Source organism: Collimonas sp. OK412, from assembly GCF_900112135.1.
Lineage (GTDB): Bacteria > Pseudomonadota > Gammaproteobacteria > Burkholderiales > Burkholderiaceae_D > Collimonas > Collimonas rhizosphaerae.
On record NZ_FOLC01000010.1, the window covers coordinates 77,501 to 94,771 of the forward strand.

General features: G+C 57.4%; 12 protein-coding genes and 1 tRNA gene. 6 read left to right on the forward strand and 7 right to left on the reverse strand.

Annotated features, from left to right (window positions below; translation table 11 throughout):
* Position 1: 1 nt before the first annotated feature.
* The 6 genes from BM062_RS12625 (at position 2) to BM062_RS12650 (ending at position 9,496) form a co-directional block, all read left to right on the forward strand.
* Positions 2–721, forward strand: a complete 720-nt coding sequence (locus BM062_RS12625) for a flagellar motor protein MotB (RefSeq protein ID WP_092397320.1) — start codon at positions 2–4, stop codon at positions 719–721.
* Positions 718–2,349, forward strand: coding sequence for an EH signature domain-containing protein (locus tag BM062_RS12630; RefSeq protein WP_254785055.1), 1,632 nt, complete (start codon positions 718–720; stop codon positions 2,347–2,349). Before BM062_RS12625 ends, BM062_RS12630 begins: the two co-directional genes overlap by 4 nt.
* Positions 2,350–2,352: 3 nt before the next feature.
* Entirely contained in the window at positions 2,353–6,126 is a 3,774-nt protein-coding gene (locus BM062_RS12635) for an SNF2-related protein (protein ID WP_254785056.1), read from the forward strand.
* A gap of 540 nt (positions 6,127–6,666) precedes the next feature.
* Entirely contained in the window at positions 6,667–7,053 is a 387-nt protein-coding gene (locus tag BM062_RS25555) for a hypothetical protein (RefSeq protein ID WP_175500987.1), read from the forward strand.
* Positions 7,054–7,456: 403 nt separating this feature from the next.
* Positions 7,457–8,017 carry a recombinase family protein gene (locus BM062_RS12645; protein ID WP_092397322.1) on the forward strand — a complete coding sequence of 187 codons (561 nt, stop codon included), beginning with the start codon at positions 7,457–7,459 and terminating at the stop codon, positions 8,015–8,017.
* Between the two features lie 543 nt (positions 8,018–8,560).
* On the forward strand, positions 8,561–9,496 hold the full coding sequence (locus BM062_RS12650) for an SDH family Clp fold serine proteinase (RefSeq protein ID WP_139220037.1): 936 nt from the start codon (positions 8,561–8,563) through the stop codon (positions 9,494–9,496).
* 1,056 nt (positions 9,497–10,552) lie between these two features.
* Here the strand turns inward: BM062_RS12650 and BM062_RS25030 are convergent.
* The 7 genes from BM062_RS25030 to miaA all read right to left on the reverse strand — a co-directional run bounded on the left by BM062_RS25030 (position 10,553) and on the right by miaA (position 17,270).
* Entirely contained in the window at positions 10,553–11,065 is a 513-nt protein-coding gene (locus tag BM062_RS25030; protein WP_139220039.1) for a hypothetical protein, read from the reverse strand.
* Positions 11,066–11,067: 2 nt separating this feature from the next.
* Positions 11,068–13,689 (reverse strand): hypothetical protein, encoded by a 2,622-nt coding sequence (locus tag BM062_RS25560; protein WP_175500988.1) that lies wholly within the window; start codon positions 13,687–13,689, stop codon positions 11,068–11,070.
* On the reverse strand, positions 13,689–13,895 hold the full coding sequence (locus BM062_RS12665) for a helix-turn-helix transcriptional regulator (RefSeq protein WP_092397326.1): 207 nt from the start codon (positions 13,893–13,895) through the stop codon (positions 13,689–13,691). The genes BM062_RS25560 and BM062_RS12665 overlap by 1 nt, the downstream gene beginning before the upstream one ends.
* Before the next feature lie 109 nt (positions 13,896–14,004).
* Positions 14,005–14,604 (reverse strand): hypothetical protein, encoded by a 600-nt coding sequence (locus tag BM062_RS12670; RefSeq protein WP_092397328.1) that lies wholly within the window; start codon positions 14,602–14,604, stop codon positions 14,005–14,007.
* A gap of 103 nt (positions 14,605–14,707) precedes the next feature.
* A complete protein-coding gene (locus BM062_RS12675; RefSeq protein WP_092397330.1) occupies positions 14,708–15,970 on the reverse strand; it encodes a tyrosine-type recombinase/integrase in 1,263 nt (420 codons plus the stop codon).
* 165 nt (positions 15,971–16,135) lie between these two features.
* A tRNA-Met gene (locus BM062_RS12680) sits at positions 16,136–16,212 on the reverse strand.
* 86 nt (positions 16,213–16,298) lie between these two features.
* A complete protein-coding gene (miaA, locus tag BM062_RS12685; RefSeq protein ID WP_092397332.1) occupies positions 16,299–17,270 on the reverse strand; it encodes a tRNA (adenosine(37)-N6)-dimethylallyltransferase MiaA in 972 nt (323 codons plus the stop codon).
* Between the last annotated feature and the right edge of the window lies 1 nt (position 17,271).

Consider the following 17,271-nt stretch of genomic DNA (forward strand, 5'->3'; position numbering starts at 1 on the left):
CATGCTTGGAATCAAAGTTCCCAAGCGACGCGGCGGCCGAGAGGAGGGCGAGAAGCCATTCTGGATTTCATTCTCGGATTTGATGACCGCGTTGATGGTGTTGTTCCTGGTGGCGATGGCTGTCGCGTTGATGGCGGTCACGCAGGGTTTGCAGCAGATCAAGAAGGAGACCGAGGAGCGCGACAAGACCATCGAGAACTGCGTCTCTGATGTGGACGCGTTGACGAAGCTCGCTGAGTTCAAGGGCGTCACGGTGCATGGCCACTCCATAGATTTCGGCACCTTGGTCCAGTTCCAGGACAAGGAGCACAAGTTCGAGAAGCCTGATGATGAGCATTTCGTCCGCAAATTCGTCCCGCGCGTACTGGACGTGGCCCGCTCGGCCAAGTGCGACAAATGGTTGAAGCGAGTCGTGGTCGAAGGCTTCGCGAGCAAGACTGGCGATTACCTGTTCAACCTCAATTTGAGCTACCAACGCTCACAGCGGGTGCTATGCGCCTTGCTCAGCACGCAGCAGCCGGATGCGCTGTCGGCCGCCGACCGCGCGTTGATCCAAACGCTGTTCCTCGCGGGCGGCTCTTCCTTCAACACGGCGTCCAGCAGCGCGGCGCAGATGAGGCGGGTGGAGATCAAGCTTGAATTTCGCGATCTGGGCTCGATGAAGGAGCCGCCGCCCGACATCCCATTGGACCCAGGGCTCAGATGCCCCAACGACAGATGATCGACTCCCTAGCCATCCTCCAAGCCGGGCTCGCGCGATCATTCGCCGGCCCGAAATCCCCCGAGACGTGGTCGGACCCGGCGGAGATGGCCCGCGCGCGCAAGCGCGTCCATCACGACCATGGCGGGGCGGGCATCGCCGCCGATCCGCGCTCGATCATGGCGGCGATCGCGGATTTCAAGAAATCGGGCAAGATCGGCGGATTCCGCGACCTCAAATACGTCTGCCTCGGTATGGGCGCGTTGGATGGCGAGGGATGGTCGTTGCTGGCGGATGAAGCGCTGCGCGGCGCCGTTGCCCGCATGGCCGAGCAGCAGCCCTCCACACATCGGCGTCTGCGTTGCTTCCAAGCCCTGCTGTCGGCCTACTTCTCGTTTCCCGCCAACGGCAAGGAAGTCAGCCAGGAATCGAAGACAGGCTGGAGCGGCTTGCGCGGATGGCTGCGCGCCGAGCGCGATCACATCGTGAAGCTTCTCGACTTCAAGCCACCTTGGTTCGATACGTTGTTGCGCCACCCAGAATTGCTGACCAGCCAGCCGTGCGACAAGTTCGGAGCCGATCTCTTGCGTGGCGACGCGTCGGGCTTGAACGACGCGCGGGAGGGATTATCCATCCCAGAAAACTCATGGGTGATCGACGAGGCGGTGTTCGCCCAAATGAAGGCCGCGTCGGACCTCAAAGACCCTCCATTCAAAGCCGCGTTGCCTGATCTGCTGGCGATCACCATGGGCCGCGTTGGAGTGTCCATCAGCGAGCCGTTGAGGATTCGGTGCGTGGCCCAACTGGTGTCGCGCTACGCCCGCTGCAGCGACCGGCCCGAGCAGGCTGCATTGCGGGACGCCGCCACTTCGACGATCGGCAATCCTTGGCTTCGTCGGACTCATTGGGATGCGTGGGTTCGCGTTGGCGACAAAGCCGACGACCAGGCGCGCGAGATGGTGTTCTTTTGGCTCAAAGAGCGATTGGTCTCGGATTTCTTCGAGTTGCTCAGCGCCGAGGGGATCAACGACAGGCGGCGAGTGGCCTATTGGCTGCGATTCGTTCCATTTGTCGAGGACATGTGGTTTGCCCTGGGGTCATCCGCGTCGTCGCGCAGGGGCGGCAAGTTTGGCGAGTTCCGCGAGCGGGCAAAGGGGCGTCTTCTTCGATTGGAGGGCACGACGGGAGACAACAACGCGTTCGTCATGCGCATTGGCGCCTATCTGGCCGTCGAGTTCGGCGCGGCCGGCAACGCCTTCTACCTGTTCCGCTGGGATTCGCTGAGCCCGTCGCTTCTCGAATCCCTCAATTCCGGCCGGGCCAGCGCGGCCATCCATATCGCCGACATCAGGGGCGACGACAACGAGGACAAGATCGGCCATCGCGATTCGCCGGTCGCGTTGAAGAGTTGGGAGCAGAAGTTCGACGACAAGCTGACCAAGCTCATTGGGAAGAAGCCGGAGCTTCGGCCCGCATGCGTGCCGGAGCTCGAAGTTTTGGTCGCTGATGGCCGCGTCAATGTGGTCGATCTTCGAGGAGCGGGCGGCGCGCTATGGGTCTATGAGTCGGAGCGTTCATCGCATCTTGCAAGGAAATTGCAGGCGTTGGACTTTTTATACCGGGCCGGCCGTGGCTGGTTCAAGGAGTAGACAATGGTTTGGTCCCCGTTCCAATCAAAAGATAAGGCTGCGGCAAGCGACACCGCCCAGCCATCCGCCACGGTGCTGGTTTCTTGGGATCGCGAAGGCGCGCGCTTCCGCCCCGAGCCCGCGCTCGACGATTGGCTTTCGTCGCCGATGTCCTTCGCAGTGGGCTCCGAGCTGGTGCTGCTGCTTCGCCAGCTTGAGGAGGAGGGATTCGCCGAGTTGCGCGGCGATGGCGCCGGCCTTCCATGGTCGGCCTACTACATGCTGACGGAGTCGCCTGAGCATGGCGGCGCTCTTGGACTTTTGGGGTTGCCCAAGCAAGAGGCATGGAAGCCAGTGCTGTCCAGCAGCGGCACGTTGTCGGACGCCAATTTCGCCGTCAGCATCCAAGGGTGGCTCGATCCCCATGGGCAGCGACCCAATGGCAATGTCGGCATCGATGGCGCCGTGCTGACTGCGGGAGGCAAGTCGGCGATCGTGCCTGAGGCGGCTTGGCGCATGGTCCAGGCCATCGCCGAGCAGCGAAGCCGGAAGGCCGGCGAGCGCGCGCCGGAGATCAACAAGCGCGATTGGTCGACGATCCGGGGACATGCCTCCCGCGCTGGCGCGGACTTGACCGACTACCTGCGCAAGACCGTGGTCCTGACGCCCGAGCGTTTGCGCATCGATCTTCGCAAGGGCGATGTGGTTGGCGACAAGCTGGTGGAGGTCATGCCCGGATTCGATGGCGCGCCGCCTCGCTGGCTTGAAATGTTCGATCGCCTCGATGCCGTGCCGGAGCGCTATGAGATTCCAGATGGGAATGGCTTGGTGCATGTGCTGCTGTCGGAAGAGGCGCGGACGGTGCTGCGCGAGATCAGGCGCATGCCTGGCCGGCGCATCGCGGGGGAGCGCGCCGAGGCGTTCGTCCGCAACCCATTCGCCACGCTGGGGCCGGATGCGGCCAAGGTCATCGATCCCGAGCAATTCGAGCGCGCGCGCGAGGATGCCGGCATCGTGTTCGCCCGCTTCACCGCGAAGGTGTCGCGCGATGACAAGGGCCATTTGTATGAGGTCGCCTTGCTCGTCGAGGAGACGCTTCGGGGCGCGGTCCAGGCCGAACAGGTGAAGTTCGAGGGGCCGGCCGCGTTGGGGGACTTCCTCAAAAAGCTCGAAGCCAAGATGACGGCCGGCGCGCAGTGCTGCCACTGGGAGGGCTTCGACCTGGAAATCTTGGGCGATACGCCAGGCCAAGCGGCGTTGCTGCGCAGCGCTCTAAACGATTGGCAGCGGCCCAACCGCATCAGCGCGGCCGACATATTCGATCTGTCCAAGTATTCCGAGCGCGTGGGCGGTTTTGGGGTTGAGAAACCCTATTACTCGCCCTTCATCGCGAAGAAGAACGAGGACGCAGGGTGGTTCCCGGAAAACGTCGATTTGGGCCTGTGCTTCACGCCAGAGGGCGGCGGCGAGACGGTGGCCATCGCGCTCGACAACAGGAATCTTGACGCATTCCGGGAAGAGCTCGACAAGGCTCGCCAGGAGAAGCGCGAGACCTTCGAGTTTCCAGGCTGCCCCAAGCCGGTGCCGGTCGCGTGGGCGGTCGATGCCCTCGAAACCTTGGGCCAGGTCCGCGAGGACGTGTCGAAGGGATCGTTCGACCCCAAGAAGCCATCCACCAGGGGCAGGGCCTCCGAGCGCAAGGGGTTAGTCGTCAAGCCCAATGTGGACGCGTTGGATTACGAGGAGCGGCGCGGAGTCCTCGCCGCCCTGACTGAGTCGGCGGCGCTGCCATCCTCGCTGCTCAGCCACATCGAGCTCAAAGAGTACCAGCTCCACGGCGTCGCCTGGCTCCAGCATTTGTGGCGGCACTCCCCCGCCGCATGCCGAGGCGCGCTGCTCGCCGACGACATGGGCCTTGGCAAGACCATCCAGTTGCTCACATTCATGGCCGCAGCCATCGAGCGCGAGCCCGGCATCGATCCGTTCCTGGTGGTGGCCCCGGTCTCCCTGCTCGAGAACTGGAAGGAGGAGATCGCCAAGTTCTTCGCGCCAGGCACGATGAAGGTCCTCACGCTCTATGGCCAGGACCTGGCGTCGAAGAGGGTGTCCAAGGCCGCGCTCGATGAAGGATTGGTCGAGGCCGGCTCGCCCAAGCTGCTGTCGCCGGGCTGGCTGGGCTCGGCCCATGTTGTCCTCACAACCTACGAGACGCTTCGGGACCTTGAGTTTTCGTTGGCGGCGCAGCGCTGGTCTGCCATGATTTGCGATGAGGCGCAGAAGATCAAGAACCCCAACGCGTTGGTGACCCGCGCGGCCAAGAAGCAAAACGCCAGGCTGAAAATCGCCTGCACGGGAACGCCCGTCGAGAACACGTTGACCGACATCTGGTGCCTGTTCGATTTTGTCCAACCGGGGCTGCTCGGAGCGTTGAAGGACTTTGGCTCTAAATACCGCAAGCCGATCGAGTCCGAGACCGACGAGGAGAAGGCCCGCATCGAGGAGCTGCGAGGCTTGATCGAGCCGCAAAAGCTCAGGCGCACCAAGGCGGAAGTCGCCAAGGACCTGCCCAAGAAGATCGAGTTCGAGGGATGCCGGGCCCTGCCCTTGTCGCAGCGCCAGCGCGTGCTGTATGCCGATGCCATCGCGCAGTTCAGATCGAGGTCGGGCGGACGCCAAGCGACCGGCATGCAGTCCCCGTTGGGACTGCTGCAATACCTGCGCCGGCTCTGCTCCGATCCACGATCGCCAGGCCATCTCTCCACCGAGTCCGAGCCGCTCGCCGACATCGAGAGGAATTCGCCCAAGATGGCTTGGATGCTGGCTCATCTTCAAGAGATCAAGAAGGCCGAAGAGAAAGCCATCGTGTTCTGTGAGTTTAGGGATTTGCAGCGGACATTGCAGCGGGCCATTTCGGATCGTTTCGAATTCATGCCCGACGTGATAAACGGGGATACGTCGGCAGACTCGGCCAACGCGAACAACCGTCAGAAGCGGATCAAGGCGTTCCAGGAGCTGCCTGGCTTCGGCGTGATCGTCCTGTCGCCGTTGGCCGTGGGGTTTGGCGTGAACATCCAGGCAGCCAACCATGTCATCCACTTCACGCGGACCTGGAACCCGGCCAAGGAGGATCAAGCCACGGACCGGGCCTATCGCATCGGCCAGAAGCGTGATGTCCATGTCTATTATCCGGTCGTAGTAGCCCACGACTTCCTGACCTTCGATGCCAAGCTCGACAAGCTGCTCGACAAAAAGCGGGCTCTTTCGACCGACATGCTCAATGGGGCGGGAGACGTGAGCCCCGCTGACTTTGGCGACTTGGAGGCTCCCGATGGCGGCAACGCGTTCAGCAATGAGCTTTTGACGGCCGATGACATCGGCTCGCTGGATGGCGACGCTTTCGAGGCATTTTGCGCGCTGCTGTGGAACAAGATGGGCTATTCGCGGACCATCAAGACCAAGCGCGTTGGCGATGGCGGTATCGATGTTGTGGCGATCAAGCACAACGAAGGTGCGTTGATCCAATGCAAAAGCTCGACTGTCGAAAACAAGGAGCTTGGTTGGGAGGGAGTCAAAGATGTCTCTGCCGGGTCGGTCGCCTACGCGGCTCGTTATCCAGGAATCGTCTTTTCCATGCTGGCCGTCACCAATCGCCGCTTCAACCAGGCTGCGAGAAGCCAAGCGGGAGTTTTGAAGGTGGTGTTGATCGAAGGCGATCAACTCGCGGAAATGCTCGCGCGTCATCCAATGAAGCGTGGGGAGCTTGAGCGGTTTCTGCTCGCGAGCTGGGGCGTCGCCTGAGCGGTCGGTGAGTAAATTCCAAACTGACTAGGTTGTTCGGAGCCGGGATGTTTAAATGTGTTTTTTCCGTTTTTGGCCAAAATTGCTTTTAAACGAATGTCCGGCTCTAGATATGGCAACCGACTGCAATCGGTCGGGAATTCAGCCTTTCGCGAATGACGCAGTTCGACTTTCCCGTTTCGTTAGCCGCTATCTGCGCGACCACCACCAGCATCGCTGGTATCAGCTTGCCGGAAGGCGCTGACAAACATGCTTGACCATGAAATTTTCCCGAATGGCATCTGATCTATCTGTAACCGGATTACAGATAGGACCATGCTCTGCATGGGCCGGTTCGATATCCTGCGCCTCGAATACCTTCGGACAGCCTCAAGTCGATCTATACTTTAGCGAACAGCATTGGCATCAACGGGCCAAGTACGGCACCACCTTCGACAACCGACTGTTGGTGATCGACAAGACCGGCCCGACCACGCAGGATGTTGACGGGTAAGGTAGCGTCGACAGATGAGCTGCCGGCTCTACTGGAAGACATACGTAATGATCGACAAACACCAACTCAAACGGATTCAGTTGGCGAATCAGCAGCCAATCAACCAGGCCGCAATGGCATTCCTGCCGAAGACTTGGCAGGGAACGGACGAGATAGCGGTGCTGGCGCTGATGCGCTGGGGGATGGACAACGGGGTGACAATGGCACCCCTGGCCGCCGACCACCCGGACAACAACCAGCTACTGATACAACTGAGCCTAATGGCAAGCTGGAAACCGGCCAACGCGCTGGGCTTCCTGCTGAACCCGGAACAGGAACAGGACGGCTCGGTAGCACTCGAAGCGGAAACGCTGGCGGCAGAGCCAACAGCGGAGGACGCAGCGGGCCTGCTGCTACAGACTCTGTACGAGGCGATGGTGGCGACAGCGCCGTAGCCGTGAACATCGCCTAGCGCTGCGCCACGGCCGTTTTAGGCGGCCAGCCGAACGTCTTGCGTTCCGCCTTAGCGCGTGCAGGACCGATCTGTGTGCGCTCGTCCAACAAGCCGCGTTCCATTTCCGCGACCGCCGCCAGCATCGTTGGTATCACCTTGCCGGGCAGTGTCAACGAGCATGCTGGAGCCTGAAACTTTCCCCGATGGTATCTAGCCTCACTTGGAGAATTCCAAGTGAGCGGCATACAGGTGTAAATGGGGTACACGCCAGCATGACACATTGGGTTGACACTTTTCCACCCTAAATTGCGCGCAAATAGGATTGATTTGTTTATTTCTTGACACTAGGCTTGCAACGTCTAGACTCTAACTGTACACAGCGTACAAATTTAGGGAAGTCGATCATGAAAGCCATACAGGTTGGTTACGTCCGGGTTTCGAGTCTGGATCAGAACACCGACCGTCAGCTTGACGGCATCGCCCTGGACAAGGTTTTTACCGACAAGTGCAGCGGCAAGGACACGCACCGTCCACAACTGGCCCTGGCACTCGACTTCCTACGTGAGGGCGATACGCTTGTGGTGCATTCAATGGACCGGCTGGCGCGCAACGTGGATGACCTGCGCCACATCGTCAAAATCCTGACCACCGACGGTATTGCGGTCAAGTTCGTGAAAGAGAACCTGACCTTTGCCGGCGACGATAGCCCGATGAACAATCTATTGCTTACGCTCCTGGGTGCGGTGGCCGAGTTCGAGCGCGCGATGATTCACGAACGCCAGCGCGAGGGTATTGCATTGGCCAAGGCCAAAGGCGTCTACACGGGCCGCAAGCAACAACTGACTCCGCAACAAGTAGGTGAGTTGACCGCACGCGTCGGGCATGGCGAACCGAAAGCACAGATCGCCCGTGACCTCGGAATCAGCAGGAACACCTTATACAATTACATCGAACGGCTGCGCTAAACAGGCCGGCTATCACATTGGGATGGCCTTGCCATGCTGCTGGCGTGACCATCGCTTTGTGTTGACCTCTACCCTGTAGAAATATCTCACCACCTACCCGTTGATCCGCAAACCAGTATTCGACGTGGTATCCGCCGTGTTCGACCTCCTGCCGTTAGTTCCCGATGGCTTGATCAGCGATTATAAACGGTCGTTTTTGAACATGTGAATGTAAGGAGCTATGCGGAGAGCTTAAGTAGGGCAGCACAAATGAATTGAAATTCTGTTGTCCGATAGAAACTGGTAGTGTATTTTATGGAAATAGTGCGTATTGGTTAATGCAGGCGGGGATGGATGCAGCTATAGGTGTTGAAGCACGTCGACAGTCGCTGGCAATTAATTGCCAGTCCAAGTGACAGGCGCGGGTTGTGGTGTGAAGGGCATGAGCGGCATAAATAGTTTCCGCCGCTGGTTGACATATCGATTGGTTAAGGTATTAGGTGAAGAAGAAGCAAGAGATTGAACTCTTCCCACAGTCTCAAAGTATATTTTTTGGATGGTCACATGACAAAAACATTTGAGCAAGTAGTTGCCGAATTAAGTGCAAGTAATCTCGATAGGGATTGCATTTTGATTAGCCAGGGGATTTCTCGTGAACTTCATGTTAATTTATCAAATCTTTTAGAGGAGGATAAAAAACACAAAAAAGTTACGGTGTTTCTCACTACGCGCGGAGGAGACCCTGATGGAGGTTATCGAATTGCGCGTTGTTTAAAGCACCACTATACCCATATTCGGTTGGTGATACCAAGTCTATGTAAGAGTGCTGGCACATTGGTGGCGATAGGAGCCAATGAGTTGGTGATTGGCGATCTAGGTGAACTTGGACCACTTGATATTCAAGTCAGGAAAGCTTCAGAACTAGAAGAGAGAAGTTCGGGTCTGGACATTATTCAGGCCTTGGAAGCAGCACAAAATCATGCGCGCGAAGCATTTCACAACACTTTGCTGGAAATTAGGCGAGGAGGCCGACTATCTACCCGTCTGGCAGGTGAATTTGCCTCAAATGTTGCCATAGGCGTGGCCGCTCCACTATATAATCAAATTGACCCTAACCGATTAGGTGAAATGCAGCGCGCTATGCGTATTGCCTTGGAGTATGGTCAGCGGCTCAATCGCTATAGCAAAGCCCTACGTCCAGGAGCGTTGGAAACGTTGGTCGCTGCATATCCATCACATAGTTTTGTGATTGATCGTAAGGAAGCTTCGGAATTATTTACGTGCGTCCAAAGTCCAACCAAAGAAGAAAATGATTTTTGTCGTACACTGTGGCACGTTTTAGGAGAACAGAGTGGCCAAGGGCCAATGTTTATTCGAGACGAAAAACAAGGAGAGCAGAATGATGAACTTATTGAAGCCAACCCCGCCGGTCAAGCAGAGGCAGCAGAGCCAGGAAATGGTCCAGAAGATCCAGCGCAGCCAGATGGTGAAGGCGAGTGAATTTGCGCGCATGGTTCATGAAAAACAAACCTCTGGCACTCTCAAAAAACAAAACACGTTAAGCAAATAGCAATTAAATATAGCGGCATATAGCCCACCCTTCGCGGTGGGCTTTTTAACGCACTCTGCCGCCCTAACAGGCTATTGCACCACCCGCCTGCATAGCCGAACGTTGGTGCGGGTAATCGGCTTGGCGAAGCAGAGATCGTTAAAACTGGCGACGTTCGATACCACCAGTGGGCCTGACCATTGGCATCCATCGCCCACCAATACGCAGGTGATCAGATGCAGCCGTTCGGAATAGGCGACCTCCGTAGGGTTGCGGACGGTCGTCCCTGCAAGCACTTAGCCAATGTGCCAAGCCGCCGGTCGAACTGGTTGGCAAGGACCAGGGGGAGTGACGGCGACAGTGATGCGGTATGTGCGCGGACGCAAGTCGATCACGCGCTCATCGGGAAAAGCCCACAGGTCACCATCAGTACCCATGAACTTGATCGCACTCTCGAACGGATACCCGCCGCTTTCTGCGTCGGATGCGGACAGCTGAAGCCTGCCAGGGTCGAGAAAGTTTGGGCATTCGCTAATCTGCCTCATGCCGTTCGCACTGACACTGGTTCGCACCGGTCGTTGCGCTCTGGGCGTGCGAACCTGGTGCGAACCAACGCAAATTTTTCATGAGCCACCGGCATGGCCGTGCCGTGCCGTTAGTGAGATTGCCGACCTGGCCAGGGAGGTACGCACTTGACCGTGGGGGGTTGCGTACTGCGTACCCGGTGTGCGTACCGCGACGGATTTCACGGATTTGAGCGCTACGTCCGGTGCCCATAACTGTATGCAAAGTCCAGACCCTACCGAAACAGTGCGTCAGATATTGCTTGTGCGCCATCATGTGCGCCGCATGTTCCCTGATTGGCAATACGCGCTTGCTCATGGAGCGTGATATCGCCACGTGCTAGACCTCCTTGACCATCTTGCGATTCGTCTTCTGAAAATTTCGCTTTGGCCGGCGTGCAGAATTGCCCGATGTCGTCGCCCAACGTTGCGGCCAGAGCCATTCTATATACTCTGATCGGAGTTTCTGATTTTCTTGAACGCGGCAAATCGATCTTCTCTTTGGTCAGTATCATCCGGCCCAGGAGCATAGCCGGAACAACGCTGAAGAATGTCTTTTACTGGCTCATGATCACGGCTGACACCGTATAATTCACCGCGCCATGCAGCAAGGCAGCGCCCATCGCTACTCAAGTTGCGGCACTCCATGCAGGTGCGTCGTTCATCCCAATCCGGCAAGCGAGGTAACCCGCCGCCTGTTGTCAATGCCGGTCGGGATTGATCCAATAACCCCACCAACGTTTCCACGTTTGCGCGGCACAAGCTATCCTGTTTCTGCATTGCCGGGTTCGTGGAATCGTTCACTGCGCCCGACAGCGCTGCCAGAATATACGGCTTGTTGTTGCGGATGATGGTCCGTAGATCGTCCGTCAAAAGGTGTCGTGGTTGAACCAGCAGACGGTTGCCGTCTGCCGTAACCGTTAGGCCCGCGCGAGCCAGGATGTCGAGTTGCGTCATTGTTAAAACTCTTCGCAGTCGGTGTCGACGACAGTTTCTGGCTTGGGGCTGGAAGAAACCGCAGAAACCGATATAACCGATTCAATGCGCCAGGTGTCCGCGTTTTTGTACCCAGTTACCTTAACCAGCTTCTTGTCGTCGACGATGCGACCCGCATGACGTTTGATCCACCATCCCAGCCGACGGCGATTGATCCCGTCGCGGTCACCAGCAATGTCGACGACCACTTCCCGCAGTTCTTCTGCATTTGGTCCACCGTCTTGTACGCGTCTAGCAATATCACGCACCATCACCGGTGCGTTCCCGAATTGCCCGTGCAAAGCCACGAGCAATCTGCCCAGCGTTTCCCGGTCGGGATCGTCAGCCATGCCAGCGAACACGGAGGATGCAGGATCGGCTTGGGTCAGCCACAGCAGCGTTTGCCGACAATAGTCGGTCCAGGTGCTGTACGTTGCCAGCGGCTTACATTCAGTTTTCGGACATTCGGCCACGATCCAAGCGCGAATGATCGTCAGCGCTGCGCTGACGTACCGTCCCCGGTTTGCAAGGACCTCGCGCAACAGGTCAGGTCGCATGAAGGTTCGCGCTGCGGGCGTTTCGCATCCAGGGTCGAGATTGATCGTGACGCAGCGTCTCGTCATGTCCGACACCGGTCCGACATTGTTTCCGGAGGACAGGAACAGGGCACGGGTGTTCACCGTTGCCGTCTTGGAGACTCCCAATATCCGCCCGGTCATATATTCGCTCGTCAACGCCGTGCAGAGGGATTTGTGCGGAACCAGATCGCCAGTCAGATTATCGAACACGATCACCGCCGGTGCGCGCAGCAGTTCTGCCAGCAGCAACTTGCGGCACTCCTCATCGTCAGCAGGAAATGTCGACGGCGTGCTGTACTGCGGTGTCGCAAAGGCGGTGATGAGTTCGCATAGATAAGTCTTACCGGAACTGATCTGCGGCGCGCGGAGGTGGAACATCGGTGCATGCGGCAGGCTGGGCCGAACTACCGCAGTCAGCATGGCCGACAAGGCCGCGCTACGGTCTGACTTAGCAGCGAAGACAAACTCGTTAAGCAAGTCGTCCAGGACAGCCAGCGCATCGACAGCCTGCTGGCGAGTCGGTGCTACAGGCACATCGAAATCGCGAGTATTAAAGACGCCAAACATGCCCGTGGGCGCGTCAAATCCAGCCTCACTACACAACGAGCCATCTGGACGCAAATAGGGTTGACGGGTCAGGCCGTTGAGAACCGGCAAGTGGGGATAGTCGCTGGAATCAAACAAGATTACTGCATGACGCGTCTGGGGGTCACATGAAGTCCAGTCATTCGCCCGTGCGTCGAATCGCTGCCAAATTGCCACACCGGCCAGTGCGCGCACCAGCGCAGACGCACTCACGTCCTGTACCCGTGTTTCGCGAGTGCCAGGATCGGTCGTAACGGTGACGATCAGGCCACCACGCTGATAGTGACGTCCCGTGCAGGCGAGAAGGCGCTCGGCGGCATCGACAATCCGGTGTATCTCCCCGGGTATCAGGCGGATGGTGGCCTTCATCCGTGCCGAGGCAGTCGATACGTTGAGGTGTTGAAGCAGATCGCGCAGACGGTACAGGCTGCCGTGGGAATGCAGGCACTTGAACCCGCCGACAGACCAGGTGCCGCTTGGCTCGAAATAGGCAGTGCGGTCGTCTGTGCCGCCGGTGTGCTCCGACACCCAGGGACAGGTGATGTCATGCTTGCCACTGCCGAGCGGTGCTTTGTAAAGATTGCGCGACCGGAGCGCGGTGATCACCGGGTTCTCGTCGGGCTTGGGGATCAGGACATCATCGCCACCATCGTTGTCTTGATGGTGTGCGTTGCCGGCCTTCTCTTTATTTGGACGCCCAGCAGACTGCATGTCCAATGCGAGACCATCGATGATTTCCTGCACGGTGTAGCGACGATCTGGCGCCCATTCATCCAGGCTGCAATTGAATGGCGGTGTGTGCTTGCCGTTGATCGCCACGGGCAGGCGTGCAAGGCGGCTCTGCGGACCGCCTGCGCCAGGATCGCACAGATCAGCGGCAATAACGGCATGCATGAGCCGATCAGCCTGTTGCCCATCCGTTAGCGGTTCCGCCAAGATAAAGCCAAACTGGTAATTTCCCTGCGAGGTTTCAATGCGCCAGGAGGGGGGCAGTGTGATGCGTTCGGCGTCGACCTTGCCGCCGATATCGTCGAGCATGATGGCGTGCAGGGCTGAGAAGTTTTTCTTCTGACGGTTAATCTTGCCGCTTTCCTCCCGATGGAATGTCGCCAGTGCAAAGTAGTTGTTGCGGTCGGCAGGCAGTTGAGTGTCCGGCTGCAACGGTGTTGCATTCCACGCGGATGCCTTGGCTTTTGTCGGATTGCCGGCGAATGACACGACAAGCGGTGGCGAGGTATCCAAGCATGGGCCGAAGATGCCTTGGAGGAAATCGGCGTTCGACAGATTGTCGGTTACGTCGGTTATTTCGGTTTCAATGGAGTGGTCAAGGAAAAGTGTCGTGTTATCCATGACCTGCTTCTTTTGCGCCAGGTCTCCCGGATAGTTTTGGTTGGTCTCTTGAATGACCTCTGTGTCAAAGGCGGGGATTATTTGTTTGTCCATTACGCACCCCCTCCGACTTTACGTGATGCTTTAATGCGGGCTTCGATGAAATCTGAAACGTCGCTTTCCAGCCAGCCAACAGCACGGGCACCGAGATTGATCGGTGGGTTCAATTGGCCTCGTTTCACGAGTGCGTAAATTGTCGAGCGGGATAAGCCCGTGAGTTGTTTTACTCGTGGTAGGCGGATGATGCTTTTGGTAGTCATACCGTGATCTTTCCATAACGTCCCTGCTGTGTCGCGGCAGTGTAAGGAAAGCTTAGTAATGACTACTAGGGGCGAAAATGCAAATGCACCTTATTAGAGTGCAACTGCACTATTCGTTGAGAACAGCCTTGATGGCTTTTGAGAGTTTGTCTTTTAGATTGCGTTCGCTCAACCCGGCAAAACCACGGTATGTCTCTAACGCTGCGATTATTTCGGATTGATTTATTTTGGTTTGGCCTGGTTTGGCTGCACGCCAGTAAAGATCAACCAAGGCGCCAATAATATGGAGATAAGCAGTTTCGGATTTTCCCGAAATTTCTTTTTCGTCGACATGCGGTAAGTCTGGCGTAATTTCCACCGGCTCATTTGCGATACGCGTCTCGATACCTAGTGATCTGGCAAATTCAATAAATTGCATTTGTGAAACAAGATTCTCTTTGGCGCGTGTGTCTTTGTACTCCGCATCTATCGGCATTTTAAGATAGAGGATGGGGTCGAAAACCCGCACCTCTCCATTGTCGATTGCGTCACTCAGAAACCGTTCATGCGCCTGTTCGACTTCAATCTTGTTCATATCCGAAGGAGAGTCGTTGAATTCTGGTTCGGGCCAAATAGCCCCGGCTGTTAAATTTGGTATTTCTCCAACAGTAAAAAATTTCTTGTTAGCTGGTATTTCAAGTTGAAAATGTATGTCATCGTCAAGACTCATGCAGCGCCTCCTTGTCCCCCATCAAATATCGGAAGCCATGCCGCAGATAGGGGGTGCAATATCTGTTTCCCCCGCTATTGGGGGAGGCACGACTCAACTGATTCTATGCGGCTCTACCGAACTTCCCCGCGATTATCGTGCCGCCGGCCACCGTGTCCAGGTAGTCGGCATACTGCTGCATCATGACCTTGCGTTCGTCAAGAAACATTGCGCGGTCATATGCTTCACCATAGGTGTCGCCGGATGCATGGGATAGCTGACGGTCTACAACTTCGTGGCGGTAGCCTAAGCGTTCTTTGATGACGCCCATCGCCAATGAGCGGAATCCGTGGCCGGTCATCTTGCCGCTGTAGCCCATGCGCCTGAGTGCGGCCAGAATGCCGTAGTTGGTTGCTGGTTTTTCATGATCGCGCAGGTTAGGGAAAAGGTACTTGTTACCGCCCGTGTGTTGGTGTAGCTCTCGGAGTAGCTGCCAGCCTTGACGCGGTAAAAATACGTGGTGATCGATTTTGCGCGGATTCAGTTTCCTCTTGCCCATTTTCATGCGCTGCCACGGGATCACCCAGCTTTCGTTTTCAAGGTCGATTTCTGTCCATTCCGTTGTAGTCAACTCGCTGGTGCGTACAAAGGTCAGCATCATCAGTCGAAACATGATTCTTGTAGGCGGGTACATGCGCCCCTCGATCTTCTCAAAGGCGCGGATAAATTGCTGCAACTCATCCGGCGTAATTGCCGCGTGGTGACCTTTAGTTGTTGCTTTTAATGCGCTGCGTAGGCTGGGCACAGGGTTATTAATGTCGGCTATTCCCGACGCGATGACATACTCGAATATCAGACTGCAGACTTGCCCCTGTCGCTTTGCCATCTCTATCGCGCCGCGTTTTTCGATCTGGCGCAACACGTCCAACATGACCGGCGCTTTGATTTCTGAAATGGGATATTTACCGATTAGCGGGAAAACGTCTTTTTCAAGTCTGTGCAGTAAATTTTTTGCCGTCCCTGGTTGCCAAGAGTCGAACTTGTTTGCGTGCCATGCACGCGCCACGGCCTCGAAGGTGTTGGCGTTCGCGGTTGCTTTGTTTTTCTTCTCTATCCGCTTGGCCTGAGCCGGATCGACACCGGCATTGATCTTTTCACGCGCCGCCATTCTTGCTTTTCGGGCATCGCTCAACGAGATATCGGGGTATTTCCCAAATGCAAGTAATCGTTCAGTACCCTCAAAACGATAAGCCATGCGCCAATACTTCGCGCCGTCTGGGGTGATTAGCAAGAACAGGCCGCCGCCATCGGCCAGCTTGTAGGGTTTGTCCTTGGGTTTGGCATTGCGTGGCTGTATGTCCGTCAGCGGGGTGGCTAATTTTGGCATTTTGCGGGTACTTTCCTTGCGGGTATCGGCCCATACCCACAAAAATACCCTCATAAAACCTGGATGTCAACGGACGTTAAAAACGCTCAGAAAACAAAAAACCCGCATCAGCACTAGGCTAGAGGCGGGTTTCTGTACGTTACTGGACTTCTTGAAACGTGTTCTTGGTGGTGATAGGTGGACTTGAACCACCGACCCCAGCATTATGAGTGCTGTGCTCTAACCAACTGAGCTATATCACCAATGAAGCCCTAAATTATGAAGCATTTCTCCAAATGCTGTCAAGAAAAACAGGTTCAGGGCGCTTCCCAAGGGCAATTTCGTAGCGTTATCGCTGCTTGAGGGCCGCTGTTACCGTCTCCAGCACTGTATCGGCAACATGGTCGCCAATACAGTCGATCACAATCCGTTCCGGCATGGAACGCAGCCAGGTGAGCTGGCGCTTGGCCAGCTGGCGGGTGGCGGCGATGCCTTTTTCGCGCAGTTCCTGGTAGCCGTACTGGCCGTCCAGGTATTCCCAGGTCTGGCGATAGCCGACGCAACGCATGGATGGCAGGCCGAGATGCAGGTCGCCGCGGGCGCGCAGGGTTTCGACTTCGCCGATCAGGCCGCCGCTTTGCGGGTCCAGCATCAGGTCGAAACGCCGGGCGATCCGGTCGTGCAGCACGCTGCGGTCCGATGGTTCCAGGGCGATCGGCAGGATGTCGAAGGGCAGCTCCGGCGCCTGCCGGTCGATCAGTAGCGAGGACATGGTCTGGCCGCTGAGTTCGATGATTTCAAGGGCGCGCTGGATGCGCTGGCTGTCGTTGGGTTTCAGGCGGGCGGCGGTGGCAGGGTCGAGCTGGGCCAGCCGGGCATGCATGCCGGGCACGCCGATCAAGGCCGCTTCGGCGTCCAGCCTGGCGCGCAGCGCGGGATCGGCTTGCGGCAAGGCGTCGAGGCCGTCGCGCAGGGCCTTGAAATACAGCATGGTGCCGCCGACCATCAGCACCAGCTTGCCGCGTGCGTGGATTTCAGCGGACAGGCGCAGCGCGTCGTCGCGGAATTGCATGGCCGAGTAGGATTGCGTCGGCTCCATGATGTCGATCAGGTGGTGCGGCGCCGCGGCAAGTTCGTCGCGGCTGGGCTTGGCGGTGCCGATATCCATGCCGCGGTACACCAGTGCCGAATCGACCGAAATGATTTCGGACGGAATGTGTCTCGCGATTTCCAGTGCGGCGGCGGTCTTGCCGGAGGCGGTGGGGCCCATGATGGCGATCACCAGCGGCTTCGCTGTGGTTGGTGCTGGCTGTGATGGCATA